Source organism: Bryocella elongata (assembly GCF_900108185.1).
Taxonomy (GTDB): Bacteria; Acidobacteriota; Terriglobia; order Terriglobales; family Acidobacteriaceae; genus Granulicella; species Granulicella elongata.
Genome location: NZ_FNVA01000001.1, coordinates 159954 through 179416, shown reverse-complemented (window position 1 = coordinate 179416; position 19463 = coordinate 159954). Strand labels below are relative to the sequence as shown.

The 19463-nt window shown below is 64.0% G+C and carries 15 protein-coding genes; 11 read left to right on the top strand and 4 right to left on the bottom strand.

Going from position 1 to position 19463, the window contains the following annotated elements; all coding sequences use genetic code 11:
- The first annotated feature begins 90 nt into the window (after positions 1-90).
- From uvrA to metG, 7 genes are all read left to right on the top strand, one after another.
- Positions 91-3279: an excinuclease ABC subunit UvrA gene (uvrA, locus tag C4S68_RS00760; protein WP_103931132.1), complete on the top strand. Its 3189-nt coding sequence runs from the start codon at positions 91-93 to the stop codon at positions 3277-3279.
- Between the two features lie 78 nt (positions 3280-3357).
- Complete coding sequence (locus C4S68_RS00755; protein WP_103931131.1) at positions 3358-4257, top strand: CPBP family intramembrane glutamic endopeptidase; 900 nt, start codon at positions 3358-3360, stop codon at positions 4255-4257.
- A gap of 911 nt (positions 4258-5168) precedes the next feature.
- On the top strand, positions 5169-6212 hold the full coding sequence (mtnA, locus tag C4S68_RS00750; protein WP_103931130.1) for an S-methyl-5-thioribose-1-phosphate isomerase: 1044 nt from the start codon (positions 5169-5171) through the stop codon (positions 6210-6212).
- Between the two features lie 62 nt (positions 6213-6274).
- Positions 6275-8209: a VWA domain-containing protein gene (locus C4S68_RS00745; protein ID WP_160114938.1), complete on the top strand. Its 1935-nt coding sequence runs from the start codon at positions 6275-6277 to the stop codon at positions 8207-8209.
- A gap of 16 nt (positions 8210-8225) precedes the next feature.
- The gene (locus C4S68_RS00740; RefSeq protein WP_235011261.1) at positions 8226-8618 is read left to right on the top strand and encodes a permease; all 393 of its coding nucleotides are present in this window, start codon (positions 8226-8228) and stop codon (positions 8616-8618) included.
- Between the two features lie 162 nt (positions 8619-8780).
- Positions 8781-10121 carry an MFS transporter gene (locus tag C4S68_RS00735; RefSeq protein WP_103931128.1) on the top strand — a complete coding sequence of 447 codons (1341 nt, stop codon included), beginning with the start codon at positions 8781-8783 and terminating at the stop codon, positions 10119-10121.
- Between the two features lie 109 nt (positions 10122-10230).
- Positions 10231-12774, top strand: coding sequence for a methionine--tRNA ligase subunit beta (gene metG, locus C4S68_RS00730; RefSeq protein ID WP_235011260.1), 2544 nt, complete (start codon positions 10231-10233; stop codon positions 12772-12774).
- 75 nt (positions 12775-12849) lie between these two features.
- Here metG and C4S68_RS00725 read toward each other — a convergent pair whose 3' ends face one another.
- Together C4S68_RS00725 and C4S68_RS00720 are read right to left on the bottom strand one after the other, a co-directional pair.
- Positions 12850-13365: a cupin domain-containing protein gene (locus C4S68_RS00725; protein WP_235011259.1), complete on the bottom strand. Its 516-nt coding sequence runs from the start codon at positions 13363-13365 to the stop codon at positions 12850-12852.
- Positions 13358-13759 (bottom strand): cupin domain-containing protein, encoded by a 402-nt coding sequence (locus tag C4S68_RS00720; RefSeq protein WP_160114937.1) that lies wholly within the window; start codon positions 13757-13759, stop codon positions 13358-13360. The genes C4S68_RS00725 and C4S68_RS00720 overlap by 8 nt, the downstream gene beginning before the upstream one ends.
- A gap of 167 nt (positions 13760-13926) precedes the next feature.
- On the opposite strand from C4S68_RS00720, the gene C4S68_RS00715 reads away from it, so the two are divergent.
- The 4 genes from C4S68_RS00715 to C4S68_RS00700 all read left to right on the top strand — a co-directional run bounded on the left by C4S68_RS00715 (position 13927) and on the right by C4S68_RS00700 (position 17219).
- Entirely contained in the window at positions 13927-14787 is an 861-nt protein-coding gene (locus tag C4S68_RS00715; protein ID WP_103931125.1) for a TatD family hydrolase, read from the top strand.
- 145 nt (positions 14788-14932) lie between these two features.
- Entirely contained in the window at positions 14933-15427 is a 495-nt protein-coding gene (locus C4S68_RS00710; protein WP_103932086.1) for a YajQ family cyclic di-GMP-binding protein, read from the top strand.
- Positions 15428-15561: 134 nt separating this feature from the next.
- Complete coding sequence (locus C4S68_RS00705; protein WP_103931124.1) at positions 15562-16599, top strand: polyprenyl synthetase family protein; 1038 nt, start codon at positions 15562-15564, stop codon at positions 16597-16599.
- A 74-nt stretch (positions 16600-16673) separates the two neighbouring features.
- On the top strand, positions 16674-17219 hold the full coding sequence (locus tag C4S68_RS00700; RefSeq protein ID WP_160114936.1) for a L,D-transpeptidase family protein: 546 nt from the start codon (positions 16674-16676) through the stop codon (positions 17217-17219).
- Between the two features lie 14 nt (positions 17220-17233).
- Here C4S68_RS00700 and xseB read toward each other — a convergent pair whose 3' ends face one another.
- Entirely contained in the window at positions 17234-17539 is a 306-nt protein-coding gene (gene xseB / locus C4S68_RS00695) for an exodeoxyribonuclease VII small subunit (protein WP_103931122.1), read from the bottom strand.
- Positions 17539-19449: a bifunctional homocysteine S-methyltransferase/methylenetetrahydrofolate reductase gene (locus C4S68_RS00690; RefSeq protein ID WP_103931121.1), complete on the bottom strand. Its 1911-nt coding sequence runs from the start codon at positions 19447-19449 to the stop codon at positions 17539-17541. The genes xseB and C4S68_RS00690 overlap by 1 nt, the downstream gene beginning before the upstream one ends.
- Positions 19450-19463: the final 14 nt, after the last annotated feature.

Genomic DNA, 19463 nt, shown 5'->3' with positions numbered 1-19463 from the left:
ACTCCCGGCCACAGACACCCTCACCCCCAAACCTTGATACCCTAAGAGCTTGGCCCCTGTGGCCTGTAGTTCCTTGATGAGCCCCTGTCTATGAGCCTGACTCACATTCACGTTCGCGGAGCGCGTCAGCACAACCTGCGCGATGTCTCTGTGTCCATTCCGCGCAACACGCTGACCGTCGTCACCGGCCTCTCCGGCTCCGGCAAGAGCTCGCTCGCCTTCGACACCATCTACGCCGAGGGCCAGCGCCGCTACGTCGAAACGCTCTCCGCCTACGCACGCCAGTTCCTCGACCAGATGGAGCGCCCCGACGTCGACTCCATCGACGGCCTCTCGCCCGCCATCTCCATCGAGCAGAAGACCACCTCGCGCTCACCCCGCTCCACCGTCGGCACCATCACCGAGATCTACGATTACCTGCGCCTGCTCTGGGCCTCCGTAGGCCAGCCGCACTGCCCCAACTGCCATCGGCCCATCTCGCGTCAGTCCGCCGACCAGATCGTCGCCCAGGTCGTCGCCCGCGCCGCCGAGCATGAGCGCTCCGGCCGCCCGCAGGAGCGCATCACCGTCCTCGCCCCCGTCGTTCGCGGTCGCAAAGGCGAGTTCCGCGAAGAGCTCGAATCCCTGGACAAGAAGGGCTACCGCATCCGTATCGACGGCGAAATCACCGAGATCGAAGAAGGCATGCGCCTCGAAAAGCGCAAGAACCACACCGTCGAAGCCGTCGTCGACAGGATCATCCTCAAAGCGCTCCCGACAGCCGAAATTCCCAAGGGCTCAGGCCCCAGGGCCCAGGGTTCAGAAAGCGCCAACGGCGATGTGCCCTCTGGGCCCTATACCCTGGACCCTGGACCCTCGCCCTCCTTTGACACTCGCCGCCTGCAGGCCGCCATCACCACCTCGCTGCAGCTCGCCAATGGCCTCGTGCTCATCGGTTCGCAGACGCCCGGCGGCGGCTACGAAGAGACCCTCTACAGCTCGTCGATGGCCTGCCCCGACTGCGGCATCAACGTACCCAAGCTCGAGCCCCGCAGCTTCAGCTTCAACTCCAACTACGGCGCCTGCCCCGAGTGCAACGGCCTCGGCTCCATCTACGACTTCGATCCCGCCAAGACCATCACCGACTGGTCCAAGCCGCTGCTCGATGGCGCCATGGGTCCCGGCTCGGCCAGCCAGTACCTGCATCGCCTCATCAAACTCGCCGCCGACCGCTACAAGATCAACCTCAAGCTCGCCTTTCAGGACCTTCCCAAGGAGCAGCAGAACCTCCTGCTCTACGGTCCTCCGCGTGGCGAGACCGCGCGCACCGGCTTCCACGGCGTCTTCGCCTGGCTGCGCTCGACTCTCGAGGAGACCAAGTCCGAGGGCTATCGCGACTACATGATGCAGTACATGTCCGCGAGCGAGTGCCCCGTCTGCCACGGCGCCCGCCTGCGACCAGAATCGCTTGCTGTGACGATCCCCATGCAGGGCCCAGACAGCGGGCCGCCTTCTGACCCCTTGGCCCTGGACCCTGGACCCTCGGACTTCTCCATCGCCGACTTCACGTCGCTCTCGCTCGCCCGCGCCCTGCGCGGCGCACGTTCCATGAACTTCGTCGGCCGCGACAAGCTCATCGCCGACCGCCTCCAGCGCGAGGTCATCGAGCGCCTCGAGTTCCTCAACGCCGTCGGCCTCGGCTATCTCTCGCTCTCGCGCTCCGCAGCCACGCTCTCCGGCGGCGAGGGCCAGCGCATCCGCCTCGCGACCCAGATCGGTTCGCGTCTACGCGGCGTCCTCTACGTCCTCGACGAGCCCAGCATCGGCCTGCATCAGCGCGACAACCAGCGCCTCATCTCCGCGCTCAAGGACCTCCGCGATCTCGGCAACACCGTCCTCGTCGTCGAGCACGACGAAGACACCATGCGCGCCGCCGACTATCTGCTCGATCTCGGCCCCGGCGCCGGCAAACATGGCGGCGAACTCATCGCCTCCGGCACACCCGCCGAAGTCATGGCGAACCCTGCCTCCGTCACCGGCCAATACCTCGCCGGCCTCATCGACATCGTCACCCGGCCGACAGAGAACAAGGCCCCGCGCCCTCTCGACGGCCGCTGGCTTTCCGTTGAGGACGCGACTTCGCACAACCTCCAGCACGTCACCGCGCACTTCCCGCTTGGCGTCATGACCGTCGTCACCGGCGTCTCCGGCTCCGGCAAGAGCACCCTCGTCAACGACATCCTCTATCGCGCCCTCGCCAAAGAGCTCTACGGCTCCCGCGAAGAACCCGGCGCCTACAAGGCGATCCACGGCGCAGATCAGCTCGACAAGGTCATCCAGATCGACCAGTCCCCCATCGGCCGGACGCCACGGTCCAACCCCGCCACCTACACCGGCGTCTTCACCGCCATCCGCGACCTCTTCGCCATGCTGCCCGAGAGCCGCGAGCGAGGTTACAAGCCCGGACGCTTCTCCTTCAACGTCCAGGGTGGCCGCTGCGAGGCCTGCCAGGGCGACGGCCAGCGCCGCATCGAGATGAACTTCCTCCCCGACGTCTACGTCGAGTGCGAGGTCTGCAACGGCCGCCGCTACAACACCGAGACCCTCGGCGTGCGCTTCAACGGGTACAGCATTGCGGATATTTTGGATCTGCCCATCGAAGACGCCCTGCCCGTCCTCAAAGACATCCCTGCCGTCGCGGTCAAGCTCCAGACCCTCGTCGACGTCGGCCTCGGCTACGTGCACCTGGGCCAGTCCGCCACCACGCTCTCCGGCGGCGAAGCCCAGCGCATGAAGCTGGCCAAAGAGCTCTCCAAGCGCCAGACCGGCCGCACGCTCTACGTGCTCGACGAGCCCACCACCGGCCTGCACTTCGACGACGTCCGCAAGCTCCTCGAAGTCCTGCACCGCCTCACCAATCTCGGCAACACCGTGCTCATCATCGAGCACAACCTCGACATCATCCGCAACGCCGACTACCTCATCGACATGGGTCCCGAGGGCGGCGAAGGCGGCGGCCGCATCATCGCGCAGGGCGCTCCCGAGCTGGTCGCGCTGGTCAAGGGATCGCATACCGGCGAGTTCCTCGCCCGCTACTACGACGCTGCCGGACCCCAGCTCGCACAGCTCCCGCCACCAGCCGAGCTGCCCGACCTCGAGAAGAAGGCCCCCAAGCCGAAGTTCGTCGCTCCGGAGCGCAAGACCGGCGTCCCCACGGCCTCCAAGGCCAAGCCTGCCGAAGGCCGCGCTCCTGCGAAGCCCGCAAAAAAGAAATCGGCCGCGAAAAAATCCGCGAAGTAGCTCTCACGCATCGCCGACCGCCTCCCACCTTTCGTCTGCTTTCACACATTCGCGCGAGGGTGCGATCATAGCGAAGACATGAGCGATCTTCCGTTGCCCAAGCCGGTCGGTCATCACGACCAGGCGCTCGACGTGCAGCACGACACCGACCCGGCACACGACCACGGTGTCGCCAGGCGCATTCCCCACCTCGGGCACGCTCTGCTGTTCTTCGCGCTTACCATCGCCTGCTTCTTCGGCGTAGCCATCGTCCTCTTCCTCGCCTTCCACCGGACGGTCTTCTCCAACAACGACGTCAAGCTCTACGTCAGCGGCGCCAGCCAGCTGCTCGGCTACGTCCTCGCGCTCGCTGTCTCCTTCCCGCTGTTCCCTCTGCTCTGGCAGCGCAGCTTTCTCGACGGCATCCACTGGACCTGGCGGCAGGCTCGCCTGCACTGGTGGCAGCTGCTGGCCCTCGGCTTCGCGCTCAGCGGCCTCGCCCAGGTCGGGGAGCACGTCGTCGAGCACTTCGTGAAGCTACCGAAAGAGACCGAGATCCTCAGCCTCTTCCGCAACCCCGTCTCCGCCTGGGTGACGACGATCTTCGGCAGCCTGTTCGTTCCCGTATACGAAGAGATTGGATTTCGCGGCTTCCTTCTCCCCGCCGTCGCCACGGCCTACGACTGGCTGAGCATGGAGCGCACTCCCGCAGCCGTGCAACGCTGGCAGCAGACCACGGACCAGACTCGCGGCGCGTGGATCTTCTCCTCCATCGTTACCAGCGCCCTGTTCGTCTCCATCCACGGGCCCCAGCTGCACTGGTCCGTCGGTGCGCTGACCGTCCTCTATCTTCCGTCCCTGGTCTTCTGCTATGTGCGCGTACGCTTCCGCTCCGTCGCCGCAGCCGGCCTCGTTCACATCGCCTACGATTCGTTGATCTTCCTCGAGATATGTATCTCGACAGGCGCATTTCGACATCTTGAACGGCTGGGAAACTAGGGCAAGTAACAGCCGCCGTGGTGACCATTGATTCCGCAGTCGCTCTCCCCTGCGCCCCTTGCGACCCAATAAAATCGTTGCAAGAGGTAAATCGATGGGTTCTACCAAGCAATGCCCCGGCTGCGGATCTACCGCTCGAACGCGCTCGCGGCGTCGATCTGTCGAATATCTGCTCGTGGGGCTGCGGCCCTTTCGCTGCCTGACCTGCCAACGGCGCTTTTATGGCGCCAAGGACACTCCGGCTACCGCTGCCGTTCGTTACATCGAGCCATCGGGTGTCGTCGTGGCGGCCTCACTTCAACCCCCAACCCCACAACGCGTCCCAGCCCCGAGCAAATGGTTCCTCATCCAGGACATGGCTACCAGTAAAATCTCACCTGACGGGCACTAGAAGCACTCACAAAATCCGGAAATATCATCCCGGGTTGCCCGCATCCGAAAGATTTTTCAACTAGCTTTCGTGGTGCGATGGAATTGTGTTATTCCTACCGTAAAGCGAATATTCGACACTGTCAGTGTCGATTCGCGGCCACGGGCCACGCAGAATCCGTGAGCAAGGTGCAGTCGGCGCCGGTGGGGCATCGATTCGCAAACTTCGCTGACGCCTATCGCATTTTCAAGCATATCGACGTGACCACCGCATCCGAAGCACTTTGGGATGCATATGCGTTTGGACTTTATAAACCCCAGGAATCCCATGCCAGCGCGTTCGCTAAAGTGTCCCAGCTGCAACTCCGGAGATGTCTCCCGATCTCGTCGCCGGATCTACGAAAGACTCCTTTTCTGGCTCAAGCCTTACCGTTGCCAGTCCTGCTCTCGGCGTTTCCACTCTGTTTCCAGGGGCCAGTAATGGAGACGAATCGGGCCCGTCCCTCAGACGCCGCCTCTCTCCAAGTACAATCAGAGGCGGCATGATTCCTACGCTTGAATGGACCCCTGAAGGCGTCCGCTTCCTCGACCAGACGAAACTCCCCCTCGAAGAGACCTACGTCCTCGCCACCGATTACCAGCAGGTGGCGATCGTCATCCGCGACATGATCGTTCGCGGCGCCATGGCGATTGGCGTCTCTGCAGCCATGGGCGTTGCCCTCGGCATTGACCGCTCCACCGCCACCACGATCCCCGAACTCACCACCGAGGTCGACGAGGTCTGCCGCACCCTGGCTGAGACCCGGCCCACCGCCGTGAATCTCTTCTGGGGCATCGCGCAGGTGCGCAATCTCTATACCTCGCTCGCCGCACGCGACACCCCCATCCCTGAGATCAAGGCCCAGTGCATCGCCCTCGCCCAGCAGCTCTACGACGAGGACATCGCCAACCTCAAGATCCTCGGAGCTAACGGCGCTGCCCTGCTGCCCGACGAAGCCACCGTGCTCACCCACTGCAACGCCGGCGCCCTCGCCGCCTGTGGCTACGGCTCCGCCCTCGGCGTCATCCGCGCCGCGGTCGAGGCCGGCAAGAAGATCGACGTCTTCGCCGACGAGACCCGCCCCTTTAACCAGGGCGCACGCCTCACCGCCTGGGAGCTCGTCCACGACGGCATCCCCACCACCCTCATCTGCGACAACATGGCCGGCTACTTCATGTCCAAGGGCCGCATCCAGGCCGTCATCGTCGGTGCCGACCGCATCGCCGCCAACGGCGACGCCGCCAACAAGATCGGCACCTACTCCGTCGCCATCCTGGCCAAGGAGCACGGCGTGCCCTTCTACGTCGCTGCGCCCTTCAACACCATCGACCCCGACACCGCCCACGGCGACATGATTCCCATCGAGCAGCGCGCGGCCACCGAGGTCACGCACTTCCAGGGCAAGCAGGTCACCCCCGACGGCGTACGCATCGAAAACCCCGCCTTCGACGTGACGCCGGCAAAGTATATCGCCGGCATCATCACCGAGCGTGGCGTACTGCGCGCACCCTACACCGAGTCCATCGCGGCCGCCGCCCAGCTCTAGCCGTCAAAAGACATACGGAGACTCCTGCAGCATCCATGTATGCTGCAGGAGTTATCCAGCCGTTGCTGTCACCCTATCGGCTCGAGGCTGCTGCCCGTATGTTCGCTCTTCCCCGGCTCGACTCCCTGAAACTTACGCTGCCTTCGTGCTGCCTATGGCTGCTGACGACCTCTCTCGCCGCGCAGTCCACACCGTCGCAGACGCCATCACCGGCCACGCCGACCATCCGCACCGGCACACAGCTCGTCATCGTCGACGTAAGCGTCAGCGACCACAACGGCAACCCCGTCCACGGCCTCAAGCAGGGCGACCTCATCCTCACCGAGGACAAGACACCGCAGGACGTTCGCCACTTCGAGGAGCACAGCGCCAGCGATAAGCCCGCCGGCCCGCAGATGCCCGCAATGCCTCCGGGGATGTTCACCAACTACACAGCAGTGCCTGCCGACAGCACACTGAACGTACTCCTCATCGACACACTCAACACCCCGATGAAGGACCAGAGCTTCCTCCGCGACCAGCTCACGCAGTACGTCAAGAAAGCGGCCCCCGGCACACACATCGCCATCTTCGGCATGAGCACGCGCCTCTACCTTTTGCAGGGCTTTACCGCGGACCCCGAGATGCTCAAGGACGCCGTCGAGCACAAGCTCATTCCTCGCGCCTCCTCCCTGCTGGACGATCCCGTCGGCACCGGCGCGGACGCCACCAATATGTCCGACATCGCGAGCGACTCCGGCGCCCCTACCGAGGTCGTCGCCAACCTGCAGCAGTTCGAAGCCGAGCAGGAGAGCGTGCAGACGCAGTTCCGCGTACGCTTCACACTCGATGCCTTCAACGCCCTCGCTCACTATCTCCAGGGCTTCCCTGGCCGCAAGAACCTCATCTGGTTTTCCGGCTCATTCCCCCTCTCGCTCTCGCCGAATCCCGACATCAGCGACCCCTTCGCGGTCATCGCTGACATGGAAGAAGAGTTCCGCGAAACCACCAACCTGCTGACGCGGGCCCAGGTCTCCGTCTTCCCCGTCGACGCTCGCGGCCTCATGACGCTGCCCTCCATGAGCGCCGCCAACAGCGGTTCAAAATACGTCACCAACCCCAAGGCCTTCGGCGCCGACATCCAGAAGTTCTCGCAGAGCCAGTTCGACGAGCACTCCACCATGGATCAGATGGCCGATGCCACCGGAGGCAAGGCCTTCTACAACACTAACGGCCTCTCCGATGCCACGGCCAAAGCCATCGAGTCCGGCTCCAACTACTACACGCTCACCTATAGCCCTTCCAACCACGAATGGAACGGCAAGTACCGGAGCATCAAGGTCGCCTTGAGCGACGCGGCCAGGGCCCAGGGACTCACGCTCACCTATCGCCGCGGCTACTATGCTCTCAGCCCCGACAACGCAAAGAAGCCCGAGCAGTCGGCTGTCGTCAGCGAAGCCGTCGCTGCCGCGCCAGGCAGCGCCTCCAACTACGCCCGGCTCGCCATGCAGCGCGGAGCTCCAACACCGCACGACATCCTGATCAAGGTCCGCGTCCTGCCTGTCTCCGACAAGCCTGACGACACGCTCGCGACCGGCAACGTGGTCAACCCCGCGAAGCCTCTGAAGCCACCGTATCGCCGCTATCAGGTCGATCTCGTCGCTCTCACGCAGGACTTCGCCTTCACGAAGAACGCGGACGGCACGATCGGCGACACCATCGAGGTCAAGCTCAACCTCTACGACACCGATGGCAATCTGCTCAACGTCGCTGGCCAGACCGCGCAGATCAAGCTCCCCGCAGACAAGTTCAAGCTGCTGCTCCAAAACGGCTTGCAGTACCACACGCAGCTCAGCACACCCGCGAAGGGCGAAACCTTCCTTCGCATCGGCGTGCACGACCTCAGCAGCAACCGCTTCGGCGTTGTGGAGATCCCCACCTCGCGCATCAGCCATCTGCCGCCCGCCCCGGCTGCGCCTCCACCGCCGGCCAGCAACCCCGCTCCCCCGAAGCCCTGAAGGTCGAACCTTACCCGTGAACGATCTTCGGACGCAGCCCGATCGCAGCCATGACGCGAAGCATCCCGAGCCCGCCATCCTCATCCAACCTCAGGGGCAACGGTTGCGGTCTCACGTCTTCCAGCTTCGTCACGTCTCGCTCGTGCGAGGCAACATCCTCGTCGCGGTGAGCCTCGCCTCCGCGGTCTGGATCTCCCACGTCCCCGAGCTGCGCCCCACACTCTGGCTGCTGCCTCCGCTGCTCCTCGCCATGTGGGGCGCCGCCGAAACCACACGCTGCCTGCAGAAGCGCTGGAGCTGGTACCACGGTGGCGTCCTGCTCCTGCTCTACGCGGACCTCATGGTCGCCGTGCTCATCGCCTTCTTTCTCATCTATCCCTACTTCATCCCCGTGTCGGGCGCGCAATAACGTCAGTGCCCCGTCGCGTGCTGTCAGTCCGCATCGGATGTTGGCTTGACATGCGTGTGTCCGCACCGTGATCCTCGTTGGCAGCGTTCCCTTTCAGGCTCTGGAGCTCCACGCGCCAAGAAGGCAGCAGCCACCCCTATCTGTTCGGAGTCAGGTTCCCGCATGTCCGCTGCCCACAGCACCGCCGAAGAGTTCACCGTCACCGCGCCCGAGAAGTCCAACATCCGTTGGGTAGTCTGCTTCCTCGTCTTCCTCGCCACGACGATCAACTACATGGACCGCTCGGTGTTCTCCAACATCGAGCCGATGCTGCACAACGCCACCTTCATGGGCTGGAACCCGCTGGCCGACAAGTTCCACCAGCCGGTCTTCGATAACAACTTCGGCAACGTCCTCATCTACTTCCAGATCGCCTACGGCATCGGCTTCCTCTTCGCCGGCCGCGTCATCGACAAGCTCGGCGCCAAGCTCGGCTACACCCTCGCCATCCTCGTCTGGTGCCTCTCCTCGATGTCCCACTCGCTGGTCACCTCGGTCGCCGGCTTCTGCATCGCCCGCATCTTCCTCGGCCTCGGCGAGAGCGGCAACTTCCCCGCCGCCATCAAGGCCATCACCGAGTGGTTCCCCACCGAGGAGCGCGCCAAGGCCGTCGGCCTCTTCAACTCCGGCGCCAACGTCAGCTTCTTCGTCGCTCTCCCGCTGGTCAACTTCGTCACCGGCCACTCCAGCCTCGGCTGGCGCGCTGCGTTCCTCGCCACCGGCTCGCTCGGCCTCATGTGGCTCGTCATCTGGCTCATCTTCCCCTACAACAAGTACAAGCGCACCGCGACCATGACCCAGCAGGCCCTCGAGCCCGTCGTCAGCAAGTCGCACCCGCTCTCGGACATCCTCACTAACCGCGGCACCTACGCCTTCGCCATCGGCAAGGGCCTCACCGACGGCGTCTGGTGGTTCTACCTCTTCTACCTGCCCATGTTCCTCAACCGGAACTACGGCCTCGACACCCACTCGGCCTACGTCTACATCCTGGCCGTGTACGTCATCTCATCGGTTGGCTCCATCTTCGGCGGCACGCTCTCAGGCTTCCTGATGAATCACGGCTTCTCCGTGAACTGGGGCCGCAAGATCACCATGTTCGCCATGGCCCTGCTCGTGCTCCCGCTCGTGCTGGTTCCCCACATGGACAAGATCTCGCCGCACAACGCGTGGCCCGCTGCGATGATCATTGCGCTCGCCGCCGCCGCCCACCAGGGCTGGAGCGCCAACCTCTTCGCCACCACCGGCGACATGTTCCCCGCCAGCGCCGTCTCCACCGTCGTCGGTATCGGCGGTGCCGCCGGTGCCGCCGGCGGAGCGGCCTTCACCTGGATCGTGAAGCACAACCTCTCGCTGCACCCGCTCACGGTCTTCCTCGCCGCCGCCTCGTTCTACCTCATCTCGCTGGCCATCTTCCACCTGCTGGTCCCGAAGCTCGGCGCCTGGCGCGAAGAACTGGCAGCGTAAGAACGAGGGCCCAGGGGTTAGGGATTAAGGATTGGCACAATGTTTTCCCTAATCCCTAATCCCTAACCCCTAATCCCTCCCCGCCAAGGCGGTAAACTGGCATTTGAAAATGTCAGACCAGCCAAACAAGTTCTACCTCACCACGCCGATCTACTACGTCAACGCCCGGCCGCACATCGGCCACGCGTACACCACCATCGTTGCCGACGTCCTCGCACGCCAGCACCGCCAGCGCGGTGACGACACCTTCTTCCTCACCGGGACCGACGAGCACGGTCAGAAGATCGAGCGCTCTGCTCTTGCGGCGGGAGTACCGCCGCAGGAATTTACAGACCAGGTCTCCGCCCAGTTCAAGGCCCTCTGGGACCGCATGGGCCTCACCTACAACCGCTACATCCGCACCACCGACGACTGCCACAAGCGCGGCGTGCAACACCTCTTCCGCACCTTGTACGAGAAGGGCTTCATCTACCTCGACAAGTACACCGGAGCCTACTGCGTCTCCGACGAAGCCTTCGTCGACGCCCCCGTGGGAACCCCCTGCCCCGACTGCGGCCGCACCCTCGAAGAAGTCACCGAAGAGAACTTCTTCTTCAAGCTCAGCGCGTTCCAGGAGCAGCTGCTCGATCTCATCGAGTCGAGTGCGCTCGCCATCACCCCGGCTACTGCACGCAATGAGGTACGAAGCTTTGTTCTAGGTAATGCCAAGCCCATCTTCGACGAAGCAATCATTGAACAAATAAACGCTGAGTTTGATTGGACGAAGGAGCCTGATCTAATCATCGAACCGAGCGTCGACTCCGCCGGTGATCGACCGTTGATAGAACCTGCGGGGCCTGATCACCTCGCACTCGAAGAAGCGCTCGTAGCGGAGGGGAAGTTGCAGCGGAGGTCGGACGGTGCCTTGTGTGTCCCCGGCGCCCTCAAAGACCTCTCCATCTCCCGCAGCAGCTTCACCTGGGGCATCCCCGTCCCCGACGACATTCTCCAGAAGGAAGGCGCCACCCAGAAGCACGTCGTCTACGTCTGGCTCGACGCCCTCGCCAACTACATGACCGCCGTAGGCTACGGCAGCGACGACCCCAAGGGCCAAGCCGAGTTCGCCAAGTACTGGCCCGCCGACCTCCACCTCGTCGGCAAAGAGATCACGCGCTTCCACTGCGTCTACTGGCCCGCCTTCCTCATGGCCGCCGGCATCCCCACGCCCAAGGCCATCACCGCCAACGGCTGGCTCCTCTTCGACAACGCCAAGATGTCCAAGTCGCGCGGCAACGTCGTCCGCAGCGAAACCATCCTCGAAGCCTTCGGCACCCTCTGTCCGCCCGTCTTCATCGGGGTGGAGGCACAAACGGAAGGGCACGGCTTCAGCCGTGCCGTAAACCCCGTTGAAGATGCAGGGGCTTCAGCCCATGAGGGACCCGGGAGTAGCAGCGGGCTTCAGCCCGCGGGAACCACCCCACCCGAGAAGGGGGCTTTAGCCCCGGGCTTCCGCGCTCCAACCCGTGCGGAAAAAGATCACTTCGCCGCCGACGTACTCCGCTACTTCCTCCTCCGCGAGATCCCCTTCGGCCAGGACGGCAGCTTCTCCTTCGACGCCATGGTCACGCGCTACAACGCCGACCTCGCCAACGGCTACGGCAACCTCGTCAGCCGAACCCTCTCCATGATCGAGAAGTACTTCGACGGCGAAGTCCCCACGCCCGTCTTCGAAGGCCCCGCCGCCACGAAGGACGGCTTCAACGCTGGTGTCCTCGGCGACGCCGGCAACGCCCTGCTCGCAAAGCTCGCGCAGCTCGGCCCCACCGACTTCTCCACCGCACTCACCGAGATCGCCGCCTTCATCACCATCACCGACGGCTTCATCACCGCCAACGCCCCGTGGAAACTCGCCAAGGATCCTGACAACTTCGGCCGCCTGGCAACAGTTCTCTATGTGTCCGCCGAAGCCGTCCGCTGGGCCACTGCAGCACTCCACGCCTACTGCCCCTTCGTCACCGCGAAGGTCTGGGCGCAGCTCGGACTCGGCAGCATCGAAGAGGCCGCCACCTCCGGCGAACTCGGCGACATGCACTGGGGCGGCCTCGCCCCCGGAACAAAACTCGGCACGCTGGGGCCTGTGCTGCCCCGCGCCGACAAAGGACTCGCAGACCTCATGATCGAAATGGAAAACCCCACACCCGCAGCAACCGCAGCACCCGAGACTCCTGCGTCCGCTCCCGCACCGAGCGAAGCCTTCGCACCCAACACCCAACAACCAACAACCAACACCCCCGAAACGCCCGTCGTGTCCGCCGCTCCCGCAGCCCCGGCCGACGCCTCGCCTCAGATCGCCATCGACGACTTCATCAAAGTCGAGCTCCGCATCGCCCAGATCACCCTCGCCGAGCGCATACCCAAGGCCGACAAGCTCCTTCGCCTCGAGGTCTCCCTCGGCGACATTCTGCCCCCGCGCCAGATCCTCTCCGGCATCGCCGAGTGGTACACGCCCGAAGAGCTCATCGGCCGCCGCATCCTCATCATCGCCAACCTGGCCCCCCGCAAGATGCGCGGCCTCGAGTCCCACGGCATGCTCCTCGCCGCCAGCGAAGAGGGCGGCAAGCCCTTCCTCGCCACCGTGCCCGAAGGTGTCCCCGTAGGCACCCGCCTCAAGTAGCACTCGCAGAAAGCAGAACGGCCTCGGGATTCTCACGAGGCCGTTCGGTTTTCGCATTTCAGTACTCACTACCCTCTACTCACTTCCCTTCAAATCCACAAACACCGCCGCATCCTTCTTCCCCACACTCAGCACAAAGTACACCGCGTTCACCGTCCCCGTGTTCAGCATCCCGTGAGGCTGCAGCGACGCCGTATAGATCACATCCCCCGGCTTCAGCTCCTCGCGGCTGCCGTCGCGCAGGTACTGGATGGTACCCTCCCGCAGCACAATAAACTCCGAGTTCGAGTGCTTGTGCGGCGGGTGCGGCATCTTGCCCGGAGGCACCATCGACTGGTGCAGCTCAATCCATTCCCCCGACGGCAGCGCGCCCTCCACCACCGCCCGCGACCAGCCTCCGTTGTCGTTCTTGTGCTCTTTCAGATCCGCGAAGCGAAACACCTTCGCATGCGCCAGATCGACACCCGACGGCGTCGCCTGAGCCAGCGCACCATCAACGCCTGCCATCGCCGCAAACGCCGTCATGAGCGCCAGCATCTCGCGCCGCGTCGGCTGCTCGGTCCCCTTCACGCTATTCATCTCGTTAGACATGGACGTCGCCTCCAATCGCCAGCACAAAATACCGCGCCGTCGTCGTGCCCACATTCTTCAGCTGATGGTTCGTCCCCTTCGCCACCAGCAGGATGTCTCCCAGCACGCAGTGATCGACCGTGCCGTTGTGCAGGAACTCGATCTCACCCTCCAAGATGCAGATCAGCTCCGTATGGTCGATCGTGTGTGCCGGGCTCGGCTGCCCGCCCGCCATCTGGGCACTCTCGTGCACGCGGACCCACTCGCCCGTCGTCAGCTGTCCTCCGCCGAAATCCCAACTCACGCCGCCATTCGCGGTCTTGCGCAGAGGAATCTCGCTCAGGTGAAAGACCCGCGACACCGGCGTAATCGTCGGTGCATGAGGAGAAGAGGCTGTCTGTCCGGTTTCCAACATGGCAGACATCCTACCCCGCCACAGCAGGATCCGTCACGGCGAGTCCCTCGCCCCTGCAAGACCTCACCCCTCGCACCTCTACAGCAAGGCTTTTCCGTTCGGCTTGCCCTTACAGCTGAGGACGCAAACCAACCACCGTGCAACCTCCCCGCGATACCCTGTCAAAGATGCAACTGATCGACTCCCACTGCCACCTCGACGACTACGAAGACCTCCCCGAGGTCATCGCCCGCGCCAACGCCGCCGGCGTCACCCGCCTCCTCGCCATCGGCATCGGCAACGGCCCCGACGACATGCACCGCGCCCTGGAGATCGCCCGCGCGCACGAGAACATCTTCGCCACCGCCGGCATCCACCCCCAGGAAGCCCACCGCGCCGACGGCACGGCGCTCCGCAAGCTCGAAGAGCTGGCGGCCGACCCCAAGTGCATCGCCATCGGCGAGATCGGTCTCGACTACTACCACCTCGACAACCCCGATCCCGCCATCCAGCAGGAAGCCTTCCTCTCCCAGATGGAGATCGCCGCCGCCGCACGCAAGCCCATCACCATCCACTGCCGGACGTCGGAGTTAGCCACACCGCAGGCCAAGCAGAAATTCGAGCAAGCCGGTAACCCGCACCTCGCCTTCGACGACCTCATCTACCTCATCCAGAAGCACTGGGTTCCCACCGGCCTTCCCGGCATCATGCACTGCTTCAGCGGCAACGCCGTGCAGGCCGCGCAATCGCTCGCCGCGGGCTTCTATCTCTCCTTCGCCGGCAACCTCACCTACCCCAAATCCGTCGCCATCCAGGACGTCGCCAAGACCGCTCCCGCCGACCGCATCCTCGTCGAGACCGACGCTCCCTTCCTTACGCCCATCCCCCTCCGCGGCCAGCGCAACGAGCCCGCCCACACCTCGCTCACCGCGCGCTTCCTCGCCGACCTTCGCGGCGTCTCCGCGGATGAAATCGCCGCGCAGACCACCGCCAACTTCGAGCGCCTGTTTCCCACTACAGCGCAGGCCGAGCACAACGTATCGGAGTAGCAGCGGGCTTCAGCCCGCGGTTCCAGATGAATCATGAGCCGGGCTTCAGCCCCGGCAAAAGAAACCACCACGCGCACGTGGGACAATGGACAGCGACCATGCGCTTATCCAGCGCATCCATACCTTTGCGAGGAAAAAGAACTATATGGCAGCCGATAGCAGTTTTGACGTAGTAAGCAAGGTCGACGTACAGGAAGTGAAGAACGCCCTCGATCAGGCGACCAAGGAGCTGCTCACCCGCTTCGACCTCAAGAACTCCAAGTCCACCATGGTCCTCGAAGGCCAGGACACCGTGCAGCTCGCCAGCGAGGACGAGTACACCCTCAAGGCCATCATCGACATACTCCAGACCAAGTTCGTCAAGCGCAACGTGCCGCTCAAGAACCTCGAGTACGAGAAGATCGAGCCCGCCGCCGGCTCCTCCGTGCGCCAGAAAATCAAGCTCAAGCAGGGCGTCAGCTCCGACGTCGCCAAGAAGATCGTCGCCCTCGTCAAGGAGTCCAAGAAGAAGGCCCAGGCCAGCATTCAGGGCGACGTCGTCCGCATCACCTCCAAGGACCGCGACACCCTGCAGGAGATCATGGCCATGCTCCGCGCCAAGGACCTCGGACTCGATCTCCAGTTCACCAACTACCGCTAAGAGAGCTCTCGTTTCATGCGGATCTCGCCAGGCAGGCGATTTTCGCGCAACGTCGCAAGATCGGACTGTGTGGTCCGATCCTACACTCTTGGGGGGCTTGCTCCTCAGCTTCAACCTGCTACTCTTGATAAAGCGTGAGCTCCATCTCCATTGCGACGGCATCTGAGGTCTTCGACCTGTTGCGTGACGATCTGGCGCTGGTAGAGAAAGAGTTCTCCCGGCAGTCCGAGTCCCCCGTACAGGTAGTCACAGACATCGCCAACTACCTGATGTCAGGCGGCGGGAAACGCATTCGCCCCATGCTTCTGCTCCTGGGCGCGCGCTCGCTGGGATGCAAGACCGACGCCCGTATCCGCATGGGCGCCGTGGTCGAGATGCTGCACACCGCCACGCTGGTTCACGACGACATCATCGACGAAGCTTCCACCCGTCGCGGCCGCCCCAGCTCCAACACCACCTGGGGCAACTCCAAGTGCGTCCTGGCCGGCGACTGGCTCTACATGGAAGCCTTCCAGACCGCACTCAACGAGCGCAACTTCCGCGTCCTCGACCTGCTCATCTCGCTCACCCAGCAGATGGTCGAAGGCGAGCTGCTGCAGATGGAAAAGCTCGGCCACCTCATCAACGAGGAAGAGTACTTCGACCTGATCTACCGCAAGACCGCCTGCCTCTTCAAGGTCTCGATGCAGCTCGGAGCGGCGATCTCCGCTGGCAACACCGGCAACTCGGCCGACACCATCTCGGCCACCCCCGGTGAGCCGCTCACCGCAGAAGAGCAGTCGCTCGGAGAATATGGCCGCAACCTCGGCCTCGCCTTCCAGATCATCGACGACATGCTGGACCTCACCGCCAACGACAATGTGCTGGGCAAGCCCGCCGCATCCGACCTCCGCGAAGGCAAGGCCACGCTGGCCGTCATCCACGCCCTCGAACGCGGCACCGGAGCCGACCGCGAGGCCATCCGCACCGTCCTCGCCGACCGCAGCTTCGAACACGTCACTCACCAGCAGATCCTCGAAATCCTGCTCCGCCACGGTTCGCTGGCCTACGCCATGGACACCGCCTGCGCCTACGCCGAAGCCGCCCGCCAGTCCATCGCCGATCTCCCCGACGGCGAATACAAACGAGCCCTCCTCTGGGTACCCGGCTTCGTTACCAGCCGCGACCGGTAAGCCGAAGTAGCCCCCAAACTCAGTATGATCTGGGTGCCCCATGTCTCGAAGAGACGTGGGTCCGCAGGATGCTCATGATTCCACATCGTCCGGCGCAGAGAACAATAGCGCGTCACGCGGGCCTTTGGATGAGCTTCGCCTTTGCGTTTACGCTCTCCCTCGCCGGTTGCGCACGCACAGCTCCAGGCTCCATCCGCCAGGCGGACCGTATCGTAGTCGTGAAATCCACCCACACGATGACGCTCTACGCCCACGGCCAGCCGACCGCTATCTACCGCGTCTCACTCGGCCGAGGCACCGGAGCGGCCAAAGTCCGCGAAGGCGACCACAACACGCCCGAGGGCCTGTACACGGTCGATTCCCGCAACGACCACAGTCGATTCCATCACGCCCTGCATCTTTCCTATCCAAACGTCGCAGACCGAGCCACCGCCGCGAAGCTGAACGCACCGCCCGGCGGCGACATCATGATTCACGGCATCCGCAACGGACTCGGCTGGCTCGGCGGGTTACAGCGTCATGCCGACTGGACCGACGGCTGTATCGCACTAACTGACAATGAAATGGATGAGGTCTGGGCTACGGTGCCCGTCGGAACGCCCGTCGAGATTCGCCACTAACGTGAGACCCGGAACTACTCGTTGTCTACGTCCGAATCATCGTCGTCTGCGTACTCATCCTCTTCCACATCCCCTTCACCTTCGGCAACAGCCATCGCCAGGTCTTCCACCTCCACCGGCCCATTCTCCGTCGGGTTCAGCAGCACCTGGATGCGGCTCTCCGCGCTCGCCAGCTGACCACGGCACGCGTTCGACAGAGCCATCCCGCGCTCGAACAAACCCACGCTCTCTTCCAGCGGAAGATCCCCCCGCTCCAGCTGCTCAACGACCTTCTCCAGGTCCGCAAGCTGCTGCTCAAATGTCACCTTCGCACCCGCCATCACGCCACCTCCGCGCTCTGGCTTACTGCCAGTCCAAGAACCTCGACTGCCGCGCCAAACTTGCCAAACGGCGCGCTCACCTGCGTGCCCTGCACCTCGTCCCGCACCGCAGCCAGCATCTCGCGCGCAATCGCCAGCCCTTCAGCGAGCCCCGCTTCCTTGTTCTTCGCCGTCGCCATGCGCTCCATGATCTCGTCCGGCATCGCCACCTTGAGATCATTCTTCATGAACTCCGCGTTGCGCAGGCTCGTCAGCGGCCAGATCCCCGCGATCACCGGAATCCGGAAGCCCTCGATCCGCCGCAGGAAGGTCTCCAGCAGCCGCAGATCGAACACCGGCTGCGTGATGCAGTACTCCGCACCCGCCTCCACCTTGGCCGCAAACCGCCGGACCTCGTGGTCAATATCCGGTACGCCCGGATTCGCCGCTGCCGCGATCGTAAAGCCGGTCGAGCCACCAATCGGTCCACGCCCAATGTCGAGCCCGTGGTTCAGCCCCTGCACGATCCGCACCAGCCCAATCGCGTCCACGTCGAAGACCGCCGTCGCATCCGGATAGTTGCCCATCTTCGGAGGATCGCCCGTCAGGCACAAAATGTTCTTCAGCCCGGACGACGCCGCGCCCAGCAGGTCGCCCTGGATTCCCAGGATGTTCCTATCCCGGCACGTGTAGTGCAGAATCGTCTCGATCCCAACCTTCTGCTGGATCTGCAGGCACAGGCTCGCAGCACTCATGCGCGCGCTGGCTCGCGGCGAGTCCGGCACATTGATCGCGTCCACCCCGGCACGCGCCAGCAGAGCAGCACCCGCAAGTTCCTTCGACGGATCGAACCCACGCGGCGGCACAATCTCCACCATCGTCACAAACTCGCCCCGAGCGATCTTCCGCCCAATCAGCGACCGCTCTTCCAGCGCCGGTGGCTCGACCGAAACTTCCTCGCTGCGAGCCACACCTGCCACCGCAGAGCTTCCCACGGAAGCTTCGCCCACCGCCTGTGCCGTCATCGCCCGCAGCTCGCTGCGAATCGCCCGGATGTGCGCCGGCGTCGTTCCGCAGCAGCCGCCCACCCAGGCCGCTCCCGCACTCACCAGCTTGCGCGCATTCCGCGCCATGTACTCCGGCGACGTCATGTAGATGTGCCGGCCCTCCACCTGGCGCGGCATACCCGCATTGGGCATCGCCACCAGCGGCAGGTTCGTTACCGGACGCATCCGCTGAATCACCTCAAGCACCGTAATGGGCCCCGTCGAGCAGTTGCAGCCAATCGCATCCGCGCCCGCCGCCGTCAGGCGTCTAGCTGCATCCTCCGGAGACGTCCCGTCGAGGCAGTTGTCGTCCTCTCCCGCCGTCATCAGCACCACAATCTTCAGCTGCGGCGCGACCTCGCGGGCGGCCAGGATCGCCTGTTCCGCCTCTGCCACGCTCATCATCGTCTCGGCGATCAGCAGGTCCACCCCGCCCTCCGCCAGAGCCTTGATCTGCTCCGCAAACGCCGCCCGCGCCTCGTCTGCCGTCACCTCACCCTCAGGCGCCAGCTTCACGCCCAGCGAGCCGATCGCCCCTGCCACCCACGCCTTCGTTCCCTGCTTCTCGTGGATCGCGTCCACACACTGCCGCGCGATCTTCGCTCCGGCCAGGTTGAAGGCGTGCACCTTGTCCGAAAGCCCATAGTGCGCCAGACGGAAGACGTTGGCGCCAAAGGTGTTCGTTTCGATCACCTCCGCCCCGGCCTGCAGATACTGCTGGTGCACGCTGCGGACCAGATCCGGCTGGGTCACGTTCAGCTCGTCGTAGCAGCGGTTGATGAACACGCCGCAGCTGTACAACATGGTGCCCATCGCGCCGTCACACAGTACGGTCTGGCTGGTAAAGAGTCTTTCGATTTCGATGGGGGACGATGACGTCTTCATAGGTCTATCCGTCC

Excerpts from the sequence above, each read along its gene's own strand:
- C4S68_RS00710 (WP_103932086.1), top strand. The coding sequence starts at position 14,933 with ATGGCAGCCGATAGCAGTTTTGACGTAGTAAGCAAGGTCGACGTACAG.
- metG (WP_235011260.1), top strand. The coding sequence starts at position 10,231 with ATGTCAGACCAGCCAAACAAGTTCTACCTCACCACGCCGATCTACTAC.
- uvrA (WP_103931132.1), top strand. The coding sequence starts at position 91 with ATGAGCCTGACTCACATTCACGTTCGCGGAGCGCGTCAGCACAACCTG.
- xseB (WP_103931122.1), bottom strand. The coding sequence starts at position 17,539 with ATGGCGGGTGCGAAGGTGACATTTGAGCAGCAGCTTGCGGACCTGGAG.
- C4S68_RS00720 (WP_160114937.1), bottom strand. The coding sequence starts at position 13,759 with ATGTTGGAAACCGGACAGACAGCCTCTTCTCCTCATGCACCGACGATT.
- C4S68_RS00700 (WP_160114936.1), top strand. The coding sequence starts at position 16,674 with ATGATTCCACATCGTCCGGCGCAGAGAACAATAGCGCGTCACGCGGGC.
- C4S68_RS00755 (WP_103931131.1), top strand. The coding sequence starts at position 3,358 with ATGAGCGATCTTCCGTTGCCCAAGCCGGTCGGTCATCACGACCAGGCG.
- C4S68_RS00715 (WP_103931125.1), top strand. The coding sequence starts at position 13,927 with ATGCAACTGATCGACTCCCACTGCCACCTCGACGACTACGAAGACCTC.
- mtnA (WP_103931130.1), top strand. The coding sequence starts at position 5,169 with ATGATTCCTACGCTTGAATGGACCCCTGAAGGCGTCCGCTTCCTCGAC.
- C4S68_RS00690 (WP_103931121.1), bottom strand. The coding sequence starts at position 19,449 with ATGAAGACGTCATCGTCCCCCATCGAAATCGAAAGACTCTTTACCAGC.
- C4S68_RS00735 (WP_103931128.1), top strand. The coding sequence starts at position 8,781 with ATGTCCGCTGCCCACAGCACCGCCGAAGAGTTCACCGTCACCGCGCCC.
- C4S68_RS00725 (WP_235011259.1), bottom strand. The coding sequence starts at position 13,365 with ATGTCTAACGAGATGAATAGCGTGAAGGGGACCGAGCAGCCGACGCGG.